At 33.3% G+C, this 25,474-nt stretch carries 27 protein-coding genes and 1 riboswitch; of the genes, 1 reads left to right on the forward strand and 26 read right to left on the reverse strand.

The window, feature by feature from the left end; all coding sequences use genetic code 11:
• Positions 1 to 389: 389 nt before the first annotated feature.
• The 20 genes from PBV87_RS18740 to PBV87_RS18830 form a co-directional block, all read right to left on the reverse strand.
• The gene (locus tag PBV87_RS18740) at positions 390 to 1,106 is read right to left on the reverse strand and encodes an FtsX-like permease family protein (RefSeq protein ID WP_271013335.1); all 717 of its coding nucleotides are present in this window, start codon (positions 1,104 to 1,106) and stop codon (positions 390 to 392) included.
• A gap of 141 nt (positions 1,107 to 1,247) precedes the next feature.
• Complete coding sequence (locus tag PBV87_RS18745; RefSeq protein ID WP_271013336.1) at positions 1,248 to 3,035, reverse strand: ABC transporter permease; 1,788 nt, start codon at positions 3,033 to 3,035, stop codon at positions 1,248 to 1,250.
• Positions 3,035 to 3,715 (reverse strand): ABC transporter ATP-binding protein, encoded by a 681-nt coding sequence (locus tag PBV87_RS18750; RefSeq protein WP_053986050.1) that lies wholly within the window; start codon positions 3,713 to 3,715, stop codon positions 3,035 to 3,037. The genes PBV87_RS18745 and PBV87_RS18750 overlap by 1 nt, the downstream gene beginning before the upstream one ends.
• Before the next feature lie 70 nt (positions 3,716 to 3,785).
• Positions 3,786 to 4,982 carry a sensor histidine kinase gene (locus PBV87_RS18755; protein WP_271013337.1) on the reverse strand — a complete coding sequence of 399 codons (1,197 nt, stop codon included), beginning with the start codon at positions 4,980 to 4,982 and terminating at the stop codon, positions 3,786 to 3,788.
• A 1-nt stretch (position 4,983) separates the two neighbouring features.
• Positions 4,984 to 5,652, reverse strand: a complete 669-nt coding sequence (locus PBV87_RS18760) for a response regulator transcription factor (RefSeq protein WP_271013338.1) — start codon at positions 5,650 to 5,652, stop codon at positions 4,984 to 4,986.
• A 161-nt stretch (positions 5,653 to 5,813) separates the two neighbouring features.
• Positions 5,814 to 7,385 (reverse strand): Na+/H+ antiporter NhaC family protein, encoded by a 1,572-nt coding sequence (locus PBV87_RS18765; RefSeq protein WP_271013339.1) that lies wholly within the window; start codon positions 7,383 to 7,385, stop codon positions 5,814 to 5,816.
• A gap of 135 nt (positions 7,386 to 7,520) precedes the next feature.
• Positions 7,521 to 7,696: riboswitch (Lysine riboswitch) on the reverse strand.
• Between the two features lie 118 nt (positions 7,697 to 7,814).
• On the reverse strand, positions 7,815 to 8,075 hold the full coding sequence (locus PBV87_RS23080) for a diguanylate cyclase domain-containing protein (protein WP_416388427.1): 261 nt from the start codon (positions 8,073 to 8,075) through the stop codon (positions 7,815 to 7,817).
• A gap of 78 nt (positions 8,076 to 8,153) precedes the next feature.
• Positions 8,154 to 8,360, reverse strand: coding sequence for a hypothetical protein (locus PBV87_RS18770; RefSeq protein WP_053986053.1), 207 nt, complete (start codon positions 8,358 to 8,360; stop codon positions 8,154 to 8,156).
• Between the two features lie 72 nt (positions 8,361 to 8,432).
• Positions 8,433 to 9,581: a lactaldehyde reductase gene (fucO, locus tag PBV87_RS18775; protein ID WP_271013340.1), complete on the reverse strand. Its 1,149-nt coding sequence runs from the start codon at positions 9,579 to 9,581 to the stop codon at positions 8,433 to 8,435.
• Positions 9,582 to 9,732: 151 nt separating this feature from the next.
• Positions 9,733 to 10,281 (reverse strand): TetR/AcrR family transcriptional regulator C-terminal domain-containing protein, encoded by a 549-nt coding sequence (locus PBV87_RS18780; RefSeq protein ID WP_271013341.1) that lies wholly within the window; start codon positions 10,279 to 10,281, stop codon positions 9,733 to 9,735.
• A gap of 19 nt (positions 10,282 to 10,300) precedes the next feature.
• Positions 10,301 to 10,714 carry a peptide deformylase gene (locus PBV87_RS18785; RefSeq protein WP_271013342.1) on the reverse strand — a complete coding sequence of 138 codons (414 nt, stop codon included), beginning with the start codon at positions 10,712 to 10,714 and terminating at the stop codon, positions 10,301 to 10,303.
• A gap of 71 nt (positions 10,715 to 10,785) precedes the next feature.
• Entirely contained in the window at positions 10,786 to 11,364 is a 579-nt protein-coding gene (locus PBV87_RS18790; protein ID WP_271013343.1) for a hypothetical protein, read from the reverse strand.
• A gap of 154 nt (positions 11,365 to 11,518) precedes the next feature.
• Entirely contained in the window at positions 11,519 to 12,793 is a 1,275-nt protein-coding gene (locus tag PBV87_RS18795; RefSeq protein ID WP_271013344.1) for an alkyl/aryl-sulfatase, read from the reverse strand.
• 132 nt (positions 12,794 to 12,925) lie between these two features.
• Positions 12,926 to 13,744 (reverse strand): PepSY domain-containing protein, encoded by an 819-nt coding sequence (locus PBV87_RS18800; RefSeq protein WP_053986059.1) that lies wholly within the window; start codon positions 13,742 to 13,744, stop codon positions 12,926 to 12,928.
• A gap of 94 nt (positions 13,745 to 13,838) precedes the next feature.
• On the reverse strand, positions 13,839 to 15,200 hold the full coding sequence (locus tag PBV87_RS18805; RefSeq protein WP_271013345.1) for a sensor histidine kinase: 1,362 nt from the start codon (positions 15,198 to 15,200) through the stop codon (positions 13,839 to 13,841).
• Entirely contained in the window at positions 15,197 to 15,871 is a 675-nt protein-coding gene (locus PBV87_RS18810; protein ID WP_271013346.1) for a response regulator transcription factor, read from the reverse strand. The genes PBV87_RS18805 and PBV87_RS18810 overlap by 4 nt, the downstream gene beginning before the upstream one ends.
• A 182-nt stretch (positions 15,872 to 16,053) precedes the next feature.
• A complete protein-coding gene (locus tag PBV87_RS22955) occupies positions 16,054 to 16,662 on the reverse strand; it encodes a hypothetical protein (protein WP_330680478.1) in 609 nt (202 codons plus the stop codon).
• 17 nt (positions 16,663 to 16,679) lie between these two features.
• Complete coding sequence (abc-f, locus tag PBV87_RS18820) at positions 16,680 to 18,257, reverse strand: ribosomal protection-like ABC-F family protein (protein WP_271013347.1); 1,578 nt, start codon at positions 18,255 to 18,257, stop codon at positions 16,680 to 16,682.
• A 269-nt stretch (positions 18,258 to 18,526) separates the two neighbouring features.
• Entirely contained in the window at positions 18,527 to 19,255 is a 729-nt protein-coding gene (locus PBV87_RS18825; protein WP_271013348.1) for a TVP38/TMEM64 family protein, read from the reverse strand.
• Positions 19,256 to 19,410: 155 nt separating this feature from the next.
• On the reverse strand, positions 19,411 to 19,842 hold the full coding sequence (locus tag PBV87_RS18830) for a pyridoxamine 5'-phosphate oxidase family protein (RefSeq protein WP_271013349.1): 432 nt from the start codon (positions 19,840 to 19,842) through the stop codon (positions 19,411 to 19,413).
• 120 nt (positions 19,843 to 19,962) lie between these two features.
• Between PBV87_RS18830 and PBV87_RS18835 the strand changes: the two genes are divergently transcribed.
• Positions 19,963 to 20,907 (forward strand): helix-turn-helix transcriptional regulator, encoded by a 945-nt coding sequence (locus PBV87_RS18835; protein WP_271013350.1) that lies wholly within the window; start codon positions 19,963 to 19,965, stop codon positions 20,905 to 20,907.
• 47 nt (positions 20,908 to 20,954) lie between these two features.
• Here PBV87_RS18835 and PBV87_RS18840 read toward each other — a convergent pair whose 3' ends face one another.
• From PBV87_RS18840 to PBV87_RS18865, 6 genes are all read right to left on the reverse strand, one after another.
• Complete coding sequence (locus PBV87_RS18840; RefSeq protein WP_271013379.1) at positions 20,955 to 21,329, reverse strand: phosphotransferase enzyme family protein; 375 nt, start codon at positions 21,327 to 21,329, stop codon at positions 20,955 to 20,957.
• 6 nt (positions 21,330 to 21,335) lie between these two features.
• Positions 21,336 to 22,268, reverse strand: a complete 933-nt coding sequence (locus PBV87_RS18845; protein WP_271013351.1) for a helix-turn-helix domain-containing protein — start codon at positions 22,266 to 22,268, stop codon at positions 21,336 to 21,338.
• 93 nt (positions 22,269 to 22,361) lie between these two features.
• A complete protein-coding gene (locus PBV87_RS18850) occupies positions 22,362 to 22,796 on the reverse strand; it encodes a hypothetical protein (protein WP_271013352.1) in 435 nt (144 codons plus the stop codon).
• A gap of 247 nt (positions 22,797 to 23,043) precedes the next feature.
• The gene (locus tag PBV87_RS18855) at positions 23,044 to 24,210 is read right to left on the reverse strand and encodes an iron-containing alcohol dehydrogenase (RefSeq protein WP_271013353.1); all 1,167 of its coding nucleotides are present in this window, start codon (positions 24,208 to 24,210) and stop codon (positions 23,044 to 23,046) included.
• A gap of 43 nt (positions 24,211 to 24,253) precedes the next feature.
• On the reverse strand, positions 24,254 to 24,823 hold the full coding sequence (locus PBV87_RS18860) for a DapH/DapD/GlmU-related protein (RefSeq protein WP_271013354.1): 570 nt from the start codon (positions 24,821 to 24,823) through the stop codon (positions 24,254 to 24,256).
• Positions 24,824 to 24,842: 19 nt separating this feature from the next.
• The gene (locus PBV87_RS18865) at positions 24,843 to 25,346 is read right to left on the reverse strand and encodes a cyclophilin-like fold protein (protein ID WP_271013355.1); all 504 of its coding nucleotides are present in this window, start codon (positions 25,344 to 25,346) and stop codon (positions 24,843 to 24,845) included.
• Between the last annotated feature and the right edge of the window lie 128 nt (positions 25,347 to 25,474).

The raw sequence follows: 25,474 nt of genomic DNA on the forward strand, positions 1-25,474 counted from the left end.
TCATGATACTAAGCTTTTGTTTGATTTTCATTGCTGTCTCCTTATGTTGTCTTAGACTTTTTATGATTTGATTCATTCACTGGATTTCAGTTTATACTATTCACAAAACTTAGTTTCACATCATTAATCCCCATTTTTTGTTTCATAAATAACTTCTTGTATTTAAGCTTATTATAAGCCGCTTCTCTGAGACTTCCCCATTTAAATATGTATTTTTTATATTTTGATAATAAATTTCTATGAATAATATAGATTCATTATATACTTATCAACTTCTGTTAATCAATTATATTTTTATCTATGATTAACTTTTTATCTAATTAAATATTTAACTATTTACTATAAATAAAAGCTAGGAATTATCTTGCTCATTCCTAGCTTTATAAGCTTTACTGCATTTCATCTTTGATTACATCTATAATTGTTTCTTTTATAACTTTTCTTGATAAGAAATAAGATAAGCTAAAGATAATACTGGATAATATTATTGAACCTATTATGAAAAATCCATAAGGCAGTATACTCCAAATATTCATCCAACTAAATCGTGCTGTCGTAAGCATCAATATTCCAACTCCAATCAATATTGGAATGCTATATATGATAGGCTTAATACTATAAAAAGCACTTTCTAAAAGAAGTATTTTTTTAATCCCTGCTGGTGAAATCCCAACACTTTTAAGCATAGCAAATTCTTTTCTACGTATATTCATTTGATTGCTTAATGTGCTATAAATATTAACTATACCAATTAAAGTAATAAAACCTACACCTATTCCTGCAATCATCATAATAAGCTGTGTACTTTTTTGTTGTCCTTCTCTTGAAGTAATTATATCCCACATTCTAAAGTTAGCTTTATCTTTATGTCTATCATAGATCTCTTCTATTTGTGCTTTAACTACTGGTATATCCTCTTCAGCTACCTCTAGGTAACTAATATCTCTGTTATAGCGCTCTTGGTTCCTCTTTGTAAAGTTAGTCACAAGTCTTTGTGACATAGACTCGGGTATAATCAAGATTACGCGGTAATAGTCATAATATCTTCCATGGTCAATGATTTGGTCCGTTACATAGCCAACCTCTACATCAAAAGTATAAGGCACTGTTGCTTTATCTATTGAATCTAAATCTTCTGTTACTGTGAGTACTTTGCCTTTTTCCCAATCAAAGAGTGGGATTGTTTCTTGCTCTTCTCTTATTGCCCTATTATTATAAGTTACAAGATTATAAAGGATTGCCTTGACCTATTCTCCTTCATAAAACTCTGCTGCATCAGCACCTATTCTTTCACAGTACTCATTAAAAGATGCATCATCTATGGCTAAAAACTCTGTAGTAAAGTCATATTTACCATCTACCCACTCTGCTTCTTGCTCTAAATAGGTTTTCTCCCTTGCTTGAAGTTCGGGTGATAAGTCTTCTAGTGACACCTGAGTCTGTCCATAAAGTGTTCCTTTATTTCTTTGGACCTTCTCCACTTCATTAATAGCTCTTACTTCCCTATCTAACCGTTCAAATTCATCTTGTCCCACATCACTTAGATAAAGTTTCATTTCATAATTTATAGGTCTTGGCTCATAGCTCACTGATAAATTCCATACATTAAGATAAATGATTCCTCCCATTAAAATCACAAAGCTTAAAGTGAGGGAAATATAGGCTGCTCTAAATCCTTTTCGATGTGCCCTATTAGATTTAAGTGCCAAAGTACCTTCATAACCTAGTACTTTACCTATCCATTTTGAAAAGATTGTATCTTTTAATTTTTCTACTTTATAATCCCCTTGTTTAATGGCTACAATAGGTGATAACTTAGCAACCTTTCTTGCTGGGAAATAAGCTGAGATTAATATAATAGCTAAAGTCATTACAACAATCATACCAACAGTGCCTATAGATATGTACACATCTACATGAGCATTCATTTCTAATGTTTTATAAGTTGCATTTAAATAGTTGAACACTAAACTTGCAATACCATATCCACCTAATAACCCAATAGGTATACTTATACTTCCAAGTAGTATGCCTTCAAATAATACTGAATGCCTAATTTGCTTCGGTGTAGCACCAATACTTTTAAGAAGTCCTAAGTATTTTACACGGGCATTGGCTGATACTGCAAAAGTATGATAAATAATGGTTACAAAGAAACTCATAATAAATAAAATAGCAACACCATAAACCATCATCATACTCATAAACTGATCTGTAACACCCTCTTCAAATACCCCGTAACTTTCTAATAAATCATAATAGTATCTTACAGGATATCTCCCCTCGGCATCTGCAGTAAGCCCTATATTTTGTGCAATCTGAGGTGTCAGTTTGTAAGTATCTTTTACATTCTTAAACTGCATATTTACAATATATGTTCTATCTTCACGTATTTCATCTGAATAGCCTATACTTATATAACTTGGTATCTCACTATACTCATAATAAGCATCCAATATTCCCACAATCGTGTAGGTTTTACCTGCTTCTACTACTTCAAATAATTCATCGTCTATTAGCCCATCCCTTACATCAATAGACTCACCTTGTGCCACACGCTGTCCTTCATCTACAGTCATCTCACTGCCTATTTTATACTGGGGGTTATCCTTGAAGAAGTCTTCTGATATAGCAATTTCACCTTCTTTTTCAGGTAGCCTGCCTGAAATGGCCATATCTTCCCATCCCATATCATTTCTATAGTTTTTGTCTAAATCAATATGAGCAAAGTAAGGTCTACCTTCTGTATCATTGGGTCGAAGTGCATAAAAATTTGTTTTAATAAAGGTCTTTTCTACTTCTGGATTCTCCTTAACATAGGCTACCTGCTTGGCTGAAATATCTACAGCAAATGCCCCATGCCATTCGCCTGCACTTTCTATCCATAAGGCAATACTACTTTCCTTATAGGAATGGGCACAAAATATAAGTGCTGAAATAAATACAGTGGCTATCAAAATAGCAAAGCAGCTAAAGAAAGCATGGCGCTTGTTACGTTTTAGATGGGTTAGTGTAAACCTACTCATAATATGCATTACTTATTCACCTCATCAGAAACAATTTTACCATCTTCAATCTTAATCACACGGCTTGCTTCTAAGGCAATTTGCTCATCATGGGTAATAATGATAATAGTTTGTTTATACTTTTTATTGGACATCTTAAGAAGTTCTATAATCTCTTTTGAATTCTTACGATCAAGATTGCCTGTTGGTTCATCTGCTAATACTATAGCCGGATTATAAATCATGGCACGTCCTATTGCCACACGCTGTTGTTGCCCTCCTGAAAGCTCACTTGGTAAATGGTTCAACCTATCTTTCAAACCTAAAATAGAAATAATCTCTTCAAAGTAGCTTTCATCTATCACTTTTCCATCTAATAAAGTGGGTAATAAAATATTTTCCCTCACATTTAATGTTGGTACTAGATTAAAGAATTGATAAATAAGCCCTACTTTACGTCTTCTAAATATTGCCATCTTATTCTCATTGAGTTTGGATAAGTCTACACCATCTACAATAACCCTACCACATGTTGCCTCATCTACTCCGCCAATCATATGTAACAATGTAGATTTCCCTGACCCACTTGCCCCTATAATCGCTACAAATTCACCCTTCTCAATAGAAAGATTAACATGATCTAGTGCTTTTACTTGCATATCATTCTTACCATAAGTTTTACATAGGTCTTCTATTTTTAAAATTTCCATTTTAATTACTCCTTTGTTCTTTGTTATAGTACCATTTTAATTTTTCTAAATGACATTAAAGTGACAAAGGTTAATAAAATTTAATTTGAAACTGTGCCCCCTCTCCTACATTCTCAACTTTAATTGCTCCATTTTGCTTTTCAATAATTGTTTTTGCCATTGCAAGACCTATCCCAATACTTTCTTTAGAAGCATTCTTACCCTTATAAAACCTAGTAAAGATATGTGGCAAGTCTTCTATAGAAATTCCTCCTCCTTGATCTTGTATGATAATCTCTGTATAAATAGGATTCTGGCTCCATTCTATTTTTATCATCGCCCCTTGTGGGCTATGCTGTACGCAATTATATAGGATGTTATGAATGGCTTCATATGTCCAATTTCTATCCCCCACAAAGTAGCTTTCTTCCCCATCTTGTTGTATCTGAATTTCTTTTTTCTTTATAGGACCTTCTAGCATTTCTACGACTTCTTCTATAAAACTTGGAATAGCTATCTCTTGTCTTTTTAATTTAACTGTGCCTGCATCGAATTGAGCCAACTTTAGAAGAACTTGTACAAGCCCACTTAATCTTTCTATTTGCATATTAAGTTGATCAATAAAATATCTATTTTGTTCATCTACTTCACTATCTAACAATAAATCTGTCATAATCCCCATAGACGTCAAAGGTGTTTTAAGCTGGTGACTAATATCTGCAATGTTTCTAGCTAAGTTTAGTTTTTCTTTTTCTTGCTCTTCTTTACTTTCTCTTAAAGCAAGGGTCGTTTTATAAATTTGGTCTTCAAATATAGAAAGCTTACCTTCACTTACACCTTCAATATTTAATTTGTAATTTCCTTTTGCAATTTCTATCAAATAGTTCTGTAAATGTCCAAATCTTTGCTTGAGTATTCTATAAATACCATATGTAGTAATAAGTATGATGCTAAAAATAATTCCCATTACTAGGCTATTCACTTTCATTAAGCTTTCTAGCCCTCTTTGATTATGCACCAGTTGTAGAGTATCTCCGCCATAGCCATACCGTCTTAAGATAGCCTGCCCCTGTAAAATATCCCCTTCTTCTAGTTGTTTTAAACTTTGCATTATGGCTACTTCACTTTCTGGAATCTCCTCTACTACCTTACCAACTATAGCTGAGATCTGCTCATAATACATCTGACCTATTTTTTCATAACTTATATAGCTTGCAATCCTTCCAAAGGTCATCATGATACAAAAGCCTATTACTACTATAAAAATAACTTTCCAATAATTCCTCACCTTATGCCTCCAATCGGTACCCTACACCTCTAATAGTTTGTATTAACTTTTCAGTAGGCTCTTCTATTTTCTCACGCAACCTCTTAACCATTACTGTTAGGGTATTATCATTTACAAAGGTGCCGTCTATTCCCCATAGATAATCCAAAATACGCTCTCTAGAAATCGTACACTCTTTATTCTCCATCAATAATAACAGTAACTTATATTCACTTTTTGAAAGGATTAGTTCCTCATCTTGTTTATAGACTCTTCCTTGATTTTTATCTAATTTAATATTTTTACATTCCAAAATATGAGTCTCTTCCTTTTGAGTTCTTCTTAAGACTGCCTGTATTCTAGATAATAGAATTCTCATCCTAAAAGGTTTGGTAATATAGTCATCTGCTCCCATATCTAATCCTCTTATCATATCTTCTTCTTCATCTCTAACAGTCAAAAAAATGATAGGTACTTCACTTTTAGTTCTCACATACTCACAAAAACTATACCCTATGCCATCAGGTAAGTTTAAATCTAATATGATTAAAGCTATTTCTTCATTAAGATATCCTTTTGCCTCTTTTATATTGCTTACTCTACATATATGATAACCTTCTTTTTCTAACGCAAAAGCTATACCCATAGCAATGGTTTCATCATCTTCTACCAATAATATTTGTGTTGTCACTTACTATCTCCTTTGCCTTAAACATTTAATTGCATATTTTTATACTTATCATAGTTTTATTAAAGCTAAAAAACAATATAAAACACATAAAAAATCCTAGGAAATAATCAGCATCACTGCCCTTATTCCTAGGATTTCTTCTTATATTATATACCTGTAGTTTATGCTACGTTTACTTCTTTAGCATTTGCTACTTCTTGTTTTTTAGTAAGTTTATTTAAGATTGCAAGTGTCGCTAATAATAATACAATTGAACTACCAAGTGTAATCCATACATTTGCTGTGAAACCTGCAATAATGTAACCTACGAAACAACATCCTGCCACTACTAAAGTATATGGAATCTGTGATGATACGTGATCAATATGATTACATCCAGCTCCTGTAGATGAGAGAATTGTTGTATCTGAAATTGGTGAACAGTGGTCTCCAAATACTGCACCAGCAAGTGTTGCTGCAAGTGTTGCTGTAATAAGTTCTGGCGCTACTGCTGCACAGATCATTGTTACGATTGGAATAAGAATACCAAATGTTCCCCATGATGTACCCATTGCAAATGCAAGTCCGCCTGCTACAAGGAATACAATCGCTGGAATAAGTGCTGGTGGCATATGAGATGCTGCTACTAATCCCCCTACGTATTCACCTGTATTTAAAAGGTCTCTACATACACCACTAATTGTCCAAGCAAGTGTTAAGATAATGAATGCACCTACCATTGATTTAACACCAATACCGATACCATCCATGAACTCTTTGAATGTAATAACTTTACGTGGTACAAAGAGAAGGAATGCTACAATAAGTGCTCCAAAACCAGCTAAAGCTAAAGCTGGACCTGCATCTGTATTACCAAAGCCTTCTGCTAAAGTCATACCACCTTCGAAGTATCCCCCTACATAAAGCATAGAAAGAACTGCAAAGATAATAAGAGAAAGGATAGGAATGATTAAGTCAAATACTTTTCCTTTTGAAGAAATTTTTACTCTAGCAAGTTCATCATCTTCGCCCTCTGCTGAAATGCCTTTGTTTTCTTTACCTTCTCTTGCTGCTTTTTCAAATTTAGCCATTGGACCAAACTCAATATTTGTTACACAAAGTACAACAACCATGATTAATGTTAAAATAGCGTATAAGTTAAATGGAATAGTTGCCATAAATGTTTCCATACCATTAAGTGGTACACCGTTTACATCTAATCCACTCATTTGTGAAATAACTGATGCTGCCCAAGATGAAATTGGTGCGATAATACAAATTGGTGCTGCTGTAGCATCAATAATGTACGCAAGTTTCGCACGCGAAATTTGATGTTTATCTGCTACTGGTCTCATTACTGTACCAATTGTTAAACAGTTAAAGTAGTCATCAATAAAGATTAATCCACCTAATAAAGATGTTCCAAGTTGTGCACCTTTTTTAGATTTAATTTTGTTACTTGCCCAATCACCATATGCTCTTGAACCACCTGCCATTGTAATAACAGCTACAAGTGCGCCTAAAAATCCTAAGAATAAAATGATTGATGCATTGGCCCCTAATTTATCTGCCATTAATGTAAATGTTACATCTACTGCTTTAACAACGCCCCCGCCTGTGTTAAATGCATAAATAAGTGTTCCTGATAAAATACCTACAATTAATGAGGAAATAACCTCTTTTGTCATTAGTGCTAGTGCGATCGCTATAATTGGTGGTAAAATCGATAACCATCCGATATCAATTGCTTCCATATTATTTCTCCCTCCGTTTTTCTTAATTAAAATGAATTTAAGTAACAAAAAAGTCTTGAGCAGATCACTCAAGACTTGGATTCCGATTCAGCAAATACCTCACTAGTAGGCCTTTGCTCTCATTCAACAATAGACTTTCGTGATAGCTCCCCACAAATAAATTTGTGACAGTGTTATACATGTTCTATATAACCCCAACGTTATAGTCTTAAAGCATTAACTATACGCTTCGGCGATTAGTCCTTTCTGTTTGCTTCAATGCGCTTAACTCCACAAACATACTCTTAAAAACCGCAACCTCTATCTACTTCTTATTTAATTGTTATCTTATGCCTACACTATATAACATAAAATTAATCTTGTAAAGCATAAATTTTAATAAAATGAGGTAAGCTAATATATTTCTTACTCCATGACCTCACCAAAGGCTTACATAAAATGCCCCTTTTCACCTTGTTTCATTTGTATTTTATTCCTATACATTTTTTCATCTGCTTCCTCAAAAACATCTTGATAGGACTTATGTATAAGCTTATTATAAACTGCTACACCATATGCAACAAAAACCTTAATTTCAGCTGGTAAGGCATCATTATCCTTACCATTAATTTCTTGAAATTGCTCAAATAATTCCTCATAACATTTAAGCTCATCTTTTTCTAATATAACTACAAACTCATCTCCATCTATTCTATATAACGTACTTTTTTAATATTAGATTAATCAATATAAGAAAAGCACTTCATACTGAAGTGCTTTTCTTATAACTTACTTATATAACTGTCTATTTAGTAGAAAAATATTTTCTATTTCTTTTCCTTGTGTATCATAATATTTCACTTCTGCCCCAGCTATATACCCTACACTATCTCTATCTAGTACACTACCTTGAATTTTTAATAATTCCTCTTCATTCATTGGCAATTCTACTTCTTTTGTTTCCTGATCCCGCGTGCAAACTATTTTGACTTTCATCTGAGTATACTCCTTTTTGTCATTAGTATGCACCACTTTTGCGTAATCATGATATTTATTGCAAATTAAATATTATAAGAGTGATTCGTATAAAGCTTTAATCTCTTCTACATTTGTTTCTCTTGGGTTACCTGGTCTACATGCATCATCATAAGCTGACTGAGCAAGGAAATCTACATCTTCTGGTTTAACAATTGCTTTAAGGTCTGCTGGAATACCTACATCTGCTGAAAGTTTTTTCACTGCATCAATTGCAGCTTGTCTGTATGCTTCCACTGACATTTCATCTACACCATAAACACCCATTGCTCTAGCAATTTCTCTATATTTTTCACCAGTATATTCTGCATTGTAGGCCATAACGGTTGGAAGAATAATCGCATTTGCTACACCATGTGGTGTATCATAAACAGCACCTAGTGGATGTGCCATAGAGTGAACAATACCTAACCCTACATTGGAGAAGCCCATTCCTGCAATATATTGTCCAAGCGCCATACCTTCACGGCCTTCTGCTGTATTCGCAACTGCGCCACGTAAAGATTTTGCAATAATTTCAATAGCTTTAAGATGGAACATATCTGTCATCTCCCAAGCTGCTTGAGTAATATATCCTTCAATTGCATGTGTTAATGCATCCATACCTGTTGCTGCTGTAAGCCCTGCTGGCATACTTGCCATCATATCAGGATCCACTACTGCAATAACAGGAATATCGTGTGTATCTACACATACAAATTTTCTATTTTTCTCTACATCTGTAATAACATAATTAATCGTTACTTCAGCTGCTGTGCCTGCTGTAGTAGGTACTGCAATAATAGGCACACTTGGTTTTTGAGTAGGTGCTACACCTTCAAGACTTCTTACATCTTCAAACTCTGGATTATTAATAATAATCCCGATTGCTTTAGCTGTGTCCATAGCAGAACCTCCACCAATTGCAATAATATAATCTGCACCTGATGCTTTGTAAGCTGCTACGCCTGTTTGTACATTTTCGATTGTTGGGTTTGCTTTAATATTAGAGTAAATTTCATATACAAGATTTGCGCCCTCTAATACTTTAATCACTTTGTCAGTTACTCCAAATTTAATTAAATCAGGATCTGAACAAACAAACGCTTTTTTAAAGCCTCTTTTTTGTACTTCTCCTGCAATCTCACAGATTGATCCTTTACCATGGTAAGATGTTTCATTTAATACTATTCTATTAGCCATAACTTCCCCCTGTTTATATCCTATTGATCTTATGATTAAATCTATTATTAGCATAACGAATAATATGTCAAAAAAACAAGTTACACATCTTCTAGTTTGTCAAAAAAGTGACAATCATTATTATGTGTCACTTTTTTGACAAACTCTGCTTCTATATATCTGAAAGCAAATTTGCTAATCGATCTGGTAAAGCTTCTATTAATAGATTAGTAATTTCCTCTGGCGCTGGTCTCTCTTTCTTATTTACCCATTCTACTGTCATATAAATAGAACCCCTACAATACATTCTTAATAAAAATGCTAAATCTTCTTCTAAAGGTTTATTGGTTTTAGAAGTAATAATCTCTTCATAAAACTTAAAAATACAATCATAGTCATAATTCATCAATGAATTATAGTCATTAGACTGAAAAGCAGCTGAAAAGAATATACACTCTTCTTCAATAAACCTAAACTTCTTATGCAAACCCTCTCTTAAGCTACAGCTAACCCCCATCTGCTTAAAAGATTTCTGTACTAACCTTTCAAAGTACCAATTCACCAAATCATATTTATCCTGAAAATAGCGATAAAAAGTCTGTCTCGTCATATCACACTGGCTTACAATATCCTTCACGGTAATCTTATCTAAACTCTGTGTTTCCATCAGTTGTTTGATGGCATTAGCTAATTTATATTTTGTTTTATCTCTTTTGTCCACCTAAACCCCTCCGTATATTTTAAATTAAGATGCCTTCACAATGATCCATTTCATGCTGGATTACCTGTGCAACAAATCCATTAAAATGTTGTTTTTTCTTTCTAAAATTTTTATCTCTATACTCTACCTCTATTGAAGAATATCTCGTTGTTTTCTTTGTTCCTTCATGGGATAAACAAGCTTCTTCTGCTTCATAAGTGGATTGACTATGCTTAACTATTTTAGGATTCACCAATGGAATAAAGAATTCTCCCATTTTAACTACAATAATACGCACCTTTTCTCCGATTTGATTGGCTGCAAGTCCAACACAAATGTCATCATTAGCCTTTGCTGTATCTACCATATCATCAATAATATATAGATCTTCTTTTGTTGCCTCTACGGCTTTTTGTACTAATCTCTTATGGTCTTTTACTATTTCTCTTATCATTTATATCCCAAGACAATTTTGTCTTTTTCCTTTCTTAATCAGTCCTATTCATGACTATATTATTTTAATTATTATTCTTGATATTGTTTTAAAAATTGCTCAAAGTCTTTAGTCTTCTCCCAAATATCTACTGCATATGCATCAAGCAAGTACAATATGGAATCTTCTACAAGAACATATTCACCATCTTGAGTACCTATTCCCTTTCTTGTAACAGATAAGCCCTTCTTTGTATAGTGTGCTTTACCTGCTTCAAAAAGCTGCTCTCGACTTTTGATGTATTCTTCTACATCATTATTGGGGATAGAGTAGGCATCTACAGTTGTCATCCCCTCTATATACGTCTTATTCTCTACTTTTTTCTTATCCCATTGGTGCACTGGATACCATATAAAATCAATTACATTATCTCCTGGTACAAAAGAGTATTTGCTTAACACATAAACATAATTATTATAACTTATCTCAAAGTACTCGGGCATCTCTTCAAATCTCATTGTATAGTCTATCCAAGTAAATGTTTCCTGCTTATCAACTGTCTTTTTTACAAAGGGAATCAACTCTATAAAACTATGGACAGTTTCTTCACTTTCAAAGATACCTACTACATAACGTCTATCTTCTTGTTGAAGCTCTAATAAATAACTCATCCATATCCTCTTTTCTTAAAATCTTACCTCTATTATAGCGAAATAAGCCTTATCTGTAACTTTATTTTTTCGTAAGAAAGCTACTCATAAACAAAATGCGCCCCATAACGTGGGACGCACTTTTAATTTGATGTTTATTTATAAGTAGGATTCATTATTCTTCTAATAATGCTTTAGCTGCTGCTATATAGTAGTGGCGACCATTAGCACTGGTTTCTAATCTGGACAATGCCATAAGCCCTTCTGACTTAAGAACTTTTGCTGTTTTCATTTCTTCATTTGCATTAATAAGGAGATCACATAATTCTACTGCCCATTGTGGCTCCTCTTCAACTAATGCTTTTTTGATTTCAGCTATAACTTTTGTACTATCACCTATTAATTCTAGCATCTTCTCTCCATAAGTCTTAGGAGCAAGCTTATTTAAATGGGTTGGGTTACCATCAAACCAACCTACATATCCATTGTAGATACTACGTACAGACCATGCAACTGTACCATAGAACTCCCCTAAGTAAGGAAGATTTCTAAGATGTTCAGGTAAAGTAATAGTTGTTGCTAACTCATCTACACTTAACCCTTTATTCATTCCTTCTAGTGTTGCTTCTAACACATACTCTACTGCATCTTTAAAATTACCTAATACTTCTTGTACAGTTGCCTTTCCTAGAAGTGGTTGTGTATGTCCTGGTAATACATATTCTGCTGGATAGGATAAAATCAGGTTCAACGTATCTACCCATGCGCTTACATCTCTATATTGACTACCGCGTAGAGCATAGAGGTTTGGCCAACACCCATAATAATTATCACCGCAGCAAATCACCTGCTTCTCAGGTAACCACACAAAGATTTGGTCATCTGTTTCTCCAATTGCTAAAACCATCTCAATTTCTACACCGTCAATAATACGTTTTACCTTTTCTTCTGTATAAATAGTTGTCGGCGCTAAAGGTGTGCCTTTACCTTCACCAACAACAAAACCTTCTCTAATCCCTATACCTTGTGTAATAACTTCTTCGTCTGTCAAAGTATAACCAAATTGATAGAAAGTACGTTGTTTTAAAATATCATTAATTTTTTCCATACGCCCTAATAATGGCTTCTTAGGTGCAAATGCAATAATCTCATTTAAAGTCTCTGCAAATACTCCTGCTCCACCCCTATGATCTGGATGTCCATGAGTATAAATCAATGTTTGTACTGGTTTACCTATAAGTTCATCAATGATCTCTTTTAATTTTTTAGCTCTTTCATCTGTATCTAATGCATCTACTAAAATCACAGAATGCTCTGCTTCTATAGCAATTGCATTACTATGTCCATAACCCATTATATGATAAACGCCATCTGTAACCTTTGTTACAGTCGGTGGATATGCTATCGCTGCAAAGTCTCTTAATAGTGCTTCTCCATTTTTCTTTAACAAGTTGAATTCCTCCAGTACTGCCATTTATTCTTTTTAAATTTATCTTAACTGTAAATATTCAACTTTGCTAGTAAGCACTTTAAAGTGCCTTAGTTTCCTTTTGGATACTAAGGCACTTCAATTTAAGACTTTTTAGTCATTATCTACTTCAAATTCATTGTCCATTTCAAAATCTACTATATTTCCACTCACTGCATTAATTTCATAATTGTATTCTACCCCATTATGATAAAATTCAATTTCATATACTGTTATACCATTATCATGGTCAATACCTGCTTTTGTAAAAGTTACTGCTTCTCCAGTTAACTTTGCATGTGAAAGTGCAACTTCTTTTGCTTTTTGTACGCCAATTGTTCCTTGTGATACTGTTGGTTTAGTTGATACTACTGGTATCATAGTTTCTTGATCTTTACTAAATTCTCTAACTTGTCCAGTTTTTGCATCTATTTCATAATCATATTCTGTTCCATTATGGTAGAATTCAACTTCATATACTGCTACACCATCATCATAATCAATATTGGCTTTTGTAAAAGTTACTTGTTGTCCACTTAAATTAGCATGTGAAAGTGCGGCTTCTTTTGCTTTTTGGGCACCTATTGTTCCTTTTGATGCTGTAGTATTTGATGTTGTTGGTTTAGTTGATACTACTGGAGCCATTACTTCTTTATCTTTACTAAACTCTCTCACTTTACCATTAAGTGCATTAATCTCATAATCATATTCTACACCGTTATGGAAAAATTCTACTTCATATACTGCTACACCATCATCTGTATCCATTTTAGCTTTAGTAAAAGTTACATTCTTTTCATTTAACTTGGCATGTGCTAATGCTACCTCTTTTGCTTTTTGGGCACCTATTGTACTTGCTGCTACCATTGTTAATGCCATACTACCTACTGCTACAAATGTTGTGATTGCTGCTACTTTATTGAACTTTTTCATATATAAGACACCTCTCGTGGTTTAATTTTTGCTTGATAATGTTATTTTAATAGTGAAAGATTAAAATAACATTAAAACCCACGATAAATTTTAATTATTCTTTTTTAAGAATTAATGTAAAGGTACTCCCTTTTCCAAATGTACTCTTTATCTCCATCTTACTATCGTGTAGCTTCGCAATTTGCTTAACCATAGAAAGTCCTAGTCCCATAGAATAACTTCCACCTTGGTTACGGGATTCATCTACTCTATAGAATCTTCCCCATATCTTATTTAAATCTTCTTGTTTCACTCCAATGCCATCATCTATAACAGATAAATAAATTGCATCTTTTCTATCATTTAAAGTAACCAATATATGTCCATTTTCCTTGCCATATTGATATGCATTAGTGATTAGATTGATAAGAAGTCTAGATATTAATGTTTGATCTACATAGGCATAGATATTGGATTGGATATTACATTTAATTGAAATATCTTTAATTTGTAAATAAGCTTGTTCCTCACAAATATTTGAGACTAACTCGCTTAAATTAATCTTTTCTTTATGAACTGCCTGTGTTTGTTGATCTAATCGTGTAAAAGCTAGAAGCTGTGCAATCAGCTTTGACATCTTAAAACCTTGTCTTTCTATAACTTCTAAGGCTTCTTTATACTCTTCATTGGTCTTGTCTCCATCAAGAGCATACTCACATTGTGCTAAAATAACTGCTGTCGGTGTTCTTAGCTCATGAGAAGCATCTGAAGTAAACTTCTTCTCTGCTTCAAATGCATCTTCTAATCGTTCAAACATTTTATCGAAGCTATGAGCTAGGCGGTAAATCTCATCATTTCTTTGTTCCATTCCAAGCCTTTGAGAAAGATCTTTGCCCTCTGCAATCTTTTCTACTGAATCAATAATCTGCTCAATAGGTTTAAAGGAATGTTTCGTGAGGCTATAACCTACTATTGCTGCTAGTATGGTGAGTACAGGTAATGTAAAAAATGATATTTTAATAACTGTATCAATCGCTCCTATTTGGCGCATCTCTTCTTTGGGTGCCATTCCTCTTAACCATAAGTTGCCATAATCCTTTATGGGTACGAGTAGATCATAAACATAATAACTTTGATTGCTAGTTACAGTCTCATAGATCCCTCTTTCTTGTAAAGACATTGCTTCTGTAGAGATATTATGTTCTTGGCCTGATATCAACACCCCCTGTTCATCGTAAACAAATACAAAAATTCCATATTTATAAGGTACAAAATCTTCATCAAAATCTAATCTGCCATTTTCATATTCAATTTCTCCAATATTACTCTCCACTACGTCTTGGAGTTGCCTTTTATAGTTGTTTTCTATTGTTATTCCTGATACTAATAAAATTGCACTGAATGCTAGGATCACAATTAATATCATACCTGATGTAAAACAAAGAGTGATCTTACTCTTAATCGATAACTTTTTCATACTTCTTCCCTCAAGACATATCCCGCGCCTCTTACAGTATGAATCAGCTTATTGGTATAGGAGTCATCTATTTTCTTTCTTAAATAACGAATATATACATCTACAGCATTGGTTCCACCCTCATAGTCAAAATTCCATAAGTTGTTCTCTATCTTTTCCCTAGATAGCACCTTCCCTTTGTTGCGTATTAAATACTCAAGTAATGAAAATTCTTTGGCTGAAAGGGTAATCACTTCATCTCCTCTTTTCACCATATGGGCTGATACATCAACACTTAAATCTGCAAGCGTATAGACACTGGTTTGTACGCCTGCTACATGACGTGTCATCACACGCATTCTTGCCATAAGTTCCTCAAAAGAAAAAGGCTTGATTAAGTAATCATTTGCCCCCATATCTAACCCCTTCACCCGATCCTCAATAGAATCCCTAGCAGTTAGAAAAATAACTGGAGTCGTATTGCCATTTCTTCTCATCTCTTGTATGACCTCTAACCCATTCATTTTAGGCATCATAATATCTAATATCACTACATCATACTCTGCAACACTCATAAAATCTAATGCCTCTTGTCCGTTAAAGCAAGCATCTATTGTGTAACCTTCTGAGTTTAACTTCTTTACAATAATATTATTTAAGTCTTGTTCATCTTCTGCTAATAATACTCTCATCTCTGTCCTCCTACTTCTACTATCTTTAGTATGCTCCATTTCATAAAATAAAGCATGCTTACTTTTATCTTCTTAGATATGTACATTATAAGTTATCACAGCGTAGATAACATTAATATCTATTTATTTTAACTTCTTAGCAAATAAAAATAGAGAGTAAATATACTCTCTATTTCTATAGATTAACGTCTTTTATCTATCTCATCTGTTAGCAGTGCCTTTGAAATATACATTGCATCAATTATCTTTTTAAAGCGTGTGTAATGGGATGTACCTTCTGCAAATTTCCCTTGGCCTTTTTCACATTTGCTAATAATTGAAGTAATTGGGGCCATTGCTTCAATTAATTCTTCTTTTGTATATTGCTCCGCCACATCTTCATTGCTTATTAATGCTTTTGAAATGTACAACGCTTTTATTCTATTCTTAAGAAGTGTATGCGAAGAAGTACCTTCGGCAAATTTAGGCTGCATTTTTTCACAATTACTTATGGTTGAAGATACAACTTGTAATGCTGCTACTAGCTCTTCATTGGTATATTGGTGTATGGCATTCCTATCTACTACTACAAAAGATAGGCTGTCTTCTATAAATTGAATATAACATCCTTCTGCTTCTAAATAGCTTTTGATAAATACTCTTGCTACATCTTGTTTTCCATCACAGGCACATGCTCCCATACCATAGGTCGTAGCATGTATTTCATCATGACACTCCACCTTAAAATATAACTCTTTTTCAAATAAGGCTGCATTCAGATGAACCAATAGATTATAAGTTAATGTTTGCATCTATTTTTCTCCTTCCCTTAAAGTTGAATCGTCTTAGTCGCTATTGCTTTTCCAAACCAGCTATCATGTTCTACAAAAATCATGGTTGGTTGATATTTAAGAATTGCCTTTTCTAATTGTTCACTAAAATAGGTATCCATATAATTTAAAGGCTCATCAAATATAATTAAATGATTGTCTTCTGCAAGTATACGTGCAATATTAACTTTCTTCAATTCTCCACTACTATACGTTTCAAGAGGACGTACTAAGAAATTTTCCGGTAGCTCAAAATAATCACATAGCTCTAGGAATTTTTCATACACCGGGTCTCCTGTAGTATATTTAAATCCTTCTTTTATATACCCTGTTTTCCATGTTGGCTCTTGGGCTACCATAGCAACTTGTAACCCCTCTACATATTCTATCCCCTCATTAGGTAATTCTCTGTTTAAGATTTTTAATAGCGTACTCTTACCTACACCATTTTTTCCTTTCACCCATATACGTTCTCCAGCGCATACTTCGAAATTAAAACCTTTAATAATTTGCTTCGTGTGGTCTGTATATCTAAAGCTTAGCTCTCTTATTTTCACTAAACATTTTTCTTCAATATCTTCTCTTTGATGCATCACAAGAGGCTTCACTTCTTCATAGTTTTGAAGAAGTTGTTTCTTCCTATCAATATGATCTTGCACTCTTGATTCAGAACGTTTGGCTTGCTTCATATACGTCTGTACCCCATTTGCTCTACCATTAGATGCAAATTGATATTTCTGTGTATTACCTATACTTGCCCAGTTTCTACTTTCTTTTGCACTACGTTCTAACTGACCTATTTCTTCTTCTAATCTTTCTCTAGTCCTTAGTTCATACTCTTCTTTTTTATCCTTATTGTGCTTCCAACTGGAATAGTTCCCTTTTTCTATGGTAATATCCTTCTTATTAATAGAAATAACATGATCAATCACTTGGTCTAGAAATTCTCTATCATGTGATACAACAATGAATCCCTTTTTCTTTTTAAGATATTGGGCTACAGCATCTTTCCCTTCTAAGTCTAAATGGTTGGTTGGCTCATCTAATAAAATAAAATGTTTTTTTCTTAGGAACAAAGTAAGGAGCATAATTCTCGTTTTTTCTCCACCTGATAAGGTGTCAAAATCACGTTCAAGCAACTCTGGATCTAACTTCATTTCATCCATTTCTTTTAAGATTTTACTTTCTATTTCATAGCCGTCTCTTTCAAGATACATTTCTTGTAACTTGGAGTATTCATCAAATCTTGCTTCATCATTTTGGCTAATAATAGCCTCCATAGTATCTTCTATAGATTTAAAACCACCAACATTTTCTTTAATAATATCTTTAGTGATTCTATACTCACAGTCATTTTTATAAGGGAAATATTCTACTTCCACAGGTATGTTTATTTTCCCAGTTGTAGGCTCTAATTCGCCTTTTAACAGTCTTAATAAGGTAGTCTTTCCTCTTCCATTTCTCCCAATCAATCCTAACTTCCACTCTGTATTGATGACTAAATTTACATTCTCATAGACAGGATTATAGAAATCTACATAATAGTAGCTCATTTTATTAATGGTTATTTTCGACATATAGCCTCCTTGTTGGCCTGTACTAAAAAAGCAATAAAAAAAGAGCTCAAGAAACAACTTGAACCATGAAATAATTCGTATTTATTCAGTACAAAGAAAACCTCCACTTCTACTTTCAAAGTGTAGTCTTTCTGTATTTGTACTTCATAAACGAATTATTTTTCTCTGATTCTCATTTTTTTCTCAACCTCTTGGATTCATTATTTTAACACATTATAGAATGTACATCCTATTTTGTCAATGTTCTTAATTTTTATTAGTTCTTTCTATTAATCAGCTGTCACTTTAGAATGTTGCTTCATAAATTTACGATTGATCCAAATCCCAACAGCACTTACAATACCTACTACTATAAAAGTTATAACAGATGTCCCCACTTTACCTTGCTGTAATGCATCCCCTGCAAAAGTAGATGAAATAACAGCTGGCACTCTAGCTATGAAAGAAATAAGAAGGAATTTACTTAATGATAAATCTGTAAAGGGGATAAAGTATGTCAATATATCCTTCGGTGTTCCTGGTATAAAAAAGAGTATGAATACCAGTTTTTCTATCTTTTTATTGTTCTGTAAAAACTGAAGCTTTTCAAACTTACTTTCATTAATAAATTGCTTTATAAAATCATATCCTAATCCTTTTACTAAGTAAAAAATAATGACTGACCCTATAGTAAGCCCTATTTGGCATACAATATACCCCCACCAAGTACCGTACAACATACCTGCTAATACTTCCACTGCTTCTCCTGGAATAATGAATATAACTACTTGTATAATTTGAATGACTACAAAAAACATCATTCCCCATATGCCTTTATCCCTGAGGCTTTCTACTACTAACATTCTTCCCTCTTCTGATAAAAACTGTTGTGCATATGGGAGTGCCATCAATCCTATTCCCATAATCAATCCTACAATAATAATAAGAGCACTAAATTTATAAATAGAAGAAAATGTATTTGATTTCTTTTTAGGTACTATTAAAGTTGTTTGCTCCATCTTTTAAATGTCCTCCTCTAGCTGTCACTTTTAATCTACAACTAGTTTAATGGACACATCTTAATATTCTTACTAGTGATTCCTTAATATTTACTTAAGGTTTCTTAAAGAAAGTTATAATATATTTTTTTCCAAAATCGCTATATTAAAATCTCTTAAAGCTTATTAAAGACTATACTACCACTTTGTTCAAAATCCACTGTAACCTCAGCTTCTGTAAAATGTATTTCAAAAAGAACTAAGTATGCTCCCACTTGTTCTATGGTCATTGCATAGTCTGGAATCTTTTTAATAAAGCCTTCTTTCACATCATAAATCGTCTCTTTGCTCTTCTCCACTTTAGCATCCTTAACTCTTATATGGGCGTTACCTTCATATGGTATTGTGGTAAAGGCAACATTATTATTTTGCGCAAACTCCTCTACCTTTTCATTATCTGCAAAGGATGCAAAATAAAGAACCCCTTCCTTTGATTCATCATAAAAGAAGTTAACCACACGCACATTAGGTTTGCCCTCTCTACAAGTTGCTAATGCAATTTCCTTATGCTCTCCCATAAGTCTCTTAAATACTTCTAAAATATTCATTTGTATGCCTCCTCATTCTTTATCTCTATAAGACTTTTTTATTATATCGCGCAAATCTTGACAACATTATGTCAGGGTTATAAGGTTAATTTATAAAAATAGATAAGGAAAACTATACCTATGAAAATTGATCGTTTAATAGCTATCATTATGGTACTTCTTAATTGTGATAAAATTACTGCGACCAAGCTTGCAGAAATGTTTGAAGTAACACCTAGGACAATCTATCGAGATATTGATACAATCTCTCAAGCTGGTATTCCTATTGTTACAACTACCGGCATTGATGGAGGCATTAGTATACTACCCTCCTATAAAATTGATAAGAAATTCTTTTCTCCTGAAGATATCCAATCTCTTTTAATGGGACTCTCTAGCATTTCCACAACGTTGCCACCTTCAGAATTAGTAGGTATTAAAGAGAAGCTAAAAAATCTTCTGCCTACTGAACACACTAAAGAACGCTTGCTCAAATCAAACCAAATTACCATTGACCTTACCACCTGGATGGGAAATAAGAAATTTATAGTGACTCTGGAACAACTTAAAGAAGCTTTAAATTTGAACACACTTATTATGTTTGACTACTACAACTTAAAAGGCTCTAAAACCAATCGTATTGTAGAACCTTACCAGCTTATTCTCAAAGAATCTTATTGGTATTTACAAGGTTACTGTACAGAAAAAAATAGCTTTAGAACCTTCAAATTATCTCGTATCACTAACCTTAAGTTACTAAACTCTACTTTTGTTCCTCGTAATTTTACACCCCTTCCACTAAGCGGACAGGGATGGATTGATCAACAACTTATTCCTATACAACTACGTATTGATGCCTCTCTTCTAGAAAAAATGATAGAGCTTTGTGGTGAAGATCATATCATCCCCACTGATTATAATACGTTTATCGTTACTTTTCCTTTTGTACCAGATGATATGGGGTATAATCTTCTACTTAGTTTTGGAGATAAGTGTGAATGTTTATCCCCTCCAGATATTCGTAAAGAATTTGCTAATCGTATTAAAAAATTATATAGCATTTATACTACTCAGCTACCTTTGTAGTAGGATTAATTCACATAAAAAAAGAGAGCCTTGTAGCTCTCTTATATTTAAAAAATATCCTCTTTATTTTCCCATATCCAACTAAGCATTTCACGATTTTGTAATGCGCAGTCTTTGTAAACCTCATGATCAACAAGCCATGCAATAAAAATCATCTGAATGGAATAGATTACATAAGGAATTGCTTGTTTTTCTTCCTCCGTAAGGTGTGCGATTTGGTCATATCCTTTAATAATACCCTTAAGTATATCAGGCCACTTCTCATATCCTTCCTCTACTGCCCTAGATTCTGATAAAATTCCTGTGGCACAATAACAAGGGTCAAAGAGTCTCACATTACGTTCACTTATAGTGAAGTCTATGAACCCTGTAATATGCCCTTCATCAAACATAATATTAGAAGGATTAGCATCTCTATGGATAACTTGTCATGGAAGTTGATTATAAAGTTTAGGGAAGTTCTCCATATACTCTAAATAAAATGCTTCTGGTAGCGGGCATCCCCATTGTTCCATCACCGTTCTAGTCTGTGGCATCGCCCAGTTCATAACCACTTCTAACATATTGGTATCATTGACCTCTAGCATATCATCTTGAGCTAGCAACGCTTGATGAAGTTCTCCAATAGCTTCTCCATATTGAATAGCAATTTCAACTCTATTCTCTTGATACCTTTCTTCAACAGGTAAAAAGGAACCAGGAACTCTATTAGTAACAACGAAAAATCGATCTCCTTCAATAATAAATTCTTCTCCTTGTTTTGTAGGTATAGGGCAGGGTGTCACAAGCCCTACCTTTGTAAGTGCTTTAGAAATTGCAATGTGCCCTCTAAGCTCTGCAATATTTTTACCTGTTTTAAAAATAAACTGATTACCAATGTTCCAAGTATCTCGTGACTGCATTGCGCCACCTGCTACAAAAGTAGGTTCAATTTTCAACGTTCTATCAAGTTCCCAATTTAATAAGATCTCTTTGATTTGTGTGTTTGTAAGCATACGCTTTGCCTCCTCCAATAAACAAACTGCTTTTGGTTTCTTAGCAGTATTTAATTTAAGAAACTTAGAAGGAGAACATCCAAACTCACGTTTAAAAGCCTTATAAAAACCAGCATGTGTATCAAATCCATAAAGTAATGCAGTATCAACCATTTTACCTGTCTGGCTTATTTCATAAATAGCATGTAGAATACGCCTTTTGGTAATATAAGCTGCTACTGGCATTCCTACAACATCTGAAAAAAGATGACAAAAATGATAATTTGAAAATCCCACTAACTTTGCTATTTCAGATATTAAAAGTTCTGTTTTTAAATTTTCTTCGATATAATCTATGGCTTTTTGCAATAGTTCAATGGTTGACATGTTTGTTCTCCCTTCGCTTCTTCCCTCTCGGTAATTAAAGTTTATCAGAAGATTATCTAAAAAATATTTCCTACATTGTGATGATTAAAGTCGTTACCTTTGAGCAAGGTATTCTCTGATGCGTGGTTTTAGTTTCTGCTTATCTCTAGAATACTTCAAATAGAACTCTAAACTTTGTACCATCATTTTTTGACCATCTATCAAGAGTACCTCAGCATCTTTATTAAATTCATCTTGATTTATTGCTTTACTACTTTCATAAAATAAGCAATGTACTTGCTGACCTTCTACTTCTATAAAAAAGTACTCTAAGCCTATCTCACAAACCCTTTCACTTAAACTCATCTTATAATCTTTAAATACTTCTTTAACCTTTTCTCTTTCACTGTACATAAAGACTATATCAATATCATCCATTTCAAAGTCTATTCCATGAATAAAGACCGAAGTTGAAGCATCAAAATGATAGCTTATATTGCTTTGCTCCAATATGTTAGCTAAATTTTTTATAACTATGCTCTGTTCCATTAGTCTATCCCCCATATCTTAACTATCAATTATCTTTACTTAAACTGAATTTATAACACATTTAGCCAACACATTTTAATACTTACTTAAAGCTTCTTAAAAAAAATTATAATGTATTCTTCTTTTAAAATCGCTATATTACTAAAAAGTTCTTTTTGCTTTATAATGTCTACTTCCTTTAGAGCAGGGTAATAAAAACAAAAGGCACTACTTTTATCAATAAGTAGTGTCTTTTACTATAATCTTATTATAGTGATTGCTTTAAAATTTGGATGATTTCTTCCTTAGTTAAAATCTTATATCCTCCAGGTAAAATAAAAGCACCATCTGCAATATTACTTAACATCTCTTCTGTTACCCCTAACTCTGTTAAATTCATTACTAAGCCCAGTTCTTTCATATAATTTTCCATTTGATCAAGGCCTATTTTTGCTACTTCATCATCACTTTTACCTTCTGGATTAACATTCCATACATTTATTGCATAACGTTTAAATTTAGCAAGACCATCTGGCATAATATGGCGATAATACGGCATGGATATGGCTGAAAGTGTCATTCCATGTGTTGCATTTGTATGACCTCCAACTGACTGTCCAATCATATGAACCATCCAGTCTGTAGTTTTTCCTTTAGCAACTAATGTATTAAGTGCCCATGTGGCAATCCACATAATATTACTTCTTGCTTCATAATTTTGAGGTTCTTTAAGTGCAATTTTTGAACTATTAATTAATGACTTTAATAATCCCTCCATAATATAATCTGAAGTATTATCATCTGTTCCAGAGAAATACTGTTCTAAAATATGAGACATTATATCATAAAAACCAGCTACCATTTGATACTCTGGTAATGTATAAGTATAGATTGGATTTAGAATAGAGAATTTAGGAAATACCTTATCTCCAAATACATGACCAATTTTTAATTTGCTTTTAGAATTTGTAATAACAGATCCGCCATTCATTTCAGATCCTGTTCCTACCATTGTTAGAATACATCCTACAGGAATAATTTTGTTATCTACATCTTCCATACGAAGATAATATTTTTCCCATGGATCTTCTTCACAATGCGTTGATACTGAAACTGCTTTTGCATAGTCACAACAAGATCCTCCACCTACTGAAAGAATTAAATCAACATTATTTTCTTTTGCAACTCTACAACCTTCATAAAGTTTTTCTAGTGTAGGATTTGGCATAACCCCTGATACTTCAAAAACATCTTTATCTGCATCTTTTAAAATCTTTATGACATCATCGTAAATACCATTCTTTTTAATAGAACCACCACCGTAGATTAATAGCACACGTTTACCATAAGTAGCAAGTTCTCCACCCAAATAAGAAAGTGCGTCTTCTCCAAAATAAAGCTTTGTTGGATTTGAGTACTCAAAGTTTCCTAACATATATAACCTCCTATTTTTAATTACTATATTTTATCCCTATAACTTACTCTTCTATATTTTTTATACATCTTGCAGGATTTCCACCCACCACTGTTTTTCCCTCTACATTTTTTGTAACAACTGCTCCAGCAGCTATAACAGCCCCCTCACCAATAGTTACACCAGGTAAAATAGTTGCATTGGCTCCAATCCATACATTCTTACCTATATAAATGGATTTTGGAATGAGGTTACCTCTCTTTTCAGGTACCATACTATGGTTCAACGTGGCTAGCACAACATTATGTCCAATAAGTACGCCATCTTCTATAGTAATACCACCCTGATCTTGAAACCTGCATCCAGAGTTGATAAATACATTTTTACCAATTACAATATTCTTTCCACAGTCCGTATAAAAAGGTGGAAACATACGAAATGATGGATCCACTGATTTCCCAATAAGCTCTGAAAAAATCCTTCTAATTTCTTCAGGCGTCTGATAAGAATTATTTAGTTTATTAGTAAGCTTTAGAGCTTCCTGTGAAAGATAGCTCATAAATTTATGTACCTCTGAATTTGCATCTATTTCCTTGCCACTATTTAAGCACTCTAAAAATTTTTCTAAATTCACGGTTTCACTTCCTTTTTATCTACTCTTTTACTGCAAAAGTAATCTCTACAGTTCCATTTCCAAGTACTTCAAAAAGTGAATCTGCATTCTCCACATAACCAAGATCCGTATATTTATAAGAAGAATCAAAGTCTTTATAAAATACCACTAAACAATCTGAACCATAAAGTTTGAGATCACCTGCTTTTATTTCTACCGTTGTTATCTCATTAGTGGGTAAACTACTATCCATATAAGAGTACTTTTCATTGCCATTCAATTCATTAAGTGTGATGGTCATGGGTAACAAGTTTATAAATGTTCTAACTGTCTCATTATCATAGAGTGTAATACTATAAGTTTCAGCACCAATTATCATTTCTAATTGCGGTACCCTACCATCTACTTGTTGGGTTACGCCTATACTATTAACAGGTAACTCTATATTGCTAGGTAATTTTTCGATGAGCTCAATCCTATTTCCACATCCACTTATTATTCCAAATAAAATGAATACAGCTAGACTATTTATGATTTTATGCATCCTATTCCTCCCCTTATTTATAACCCCCTTACTGATGTTTAGTATAAATGCCAAGAATAGATATATCCAATACTTATATCAAATACTCAAGTATACTTGACAGGCATATCAAACCCTCCTAAAATTGA

It is taken from the genome of Holtiella tumoricola, from assembly GCF_027857615.1.
Classification (GTDB): Bacteria; Bacillota; Clostridia; order Lachnospirales; family Cellulosilyticaceae; genus Holtiella; species Holtiella tumoricola.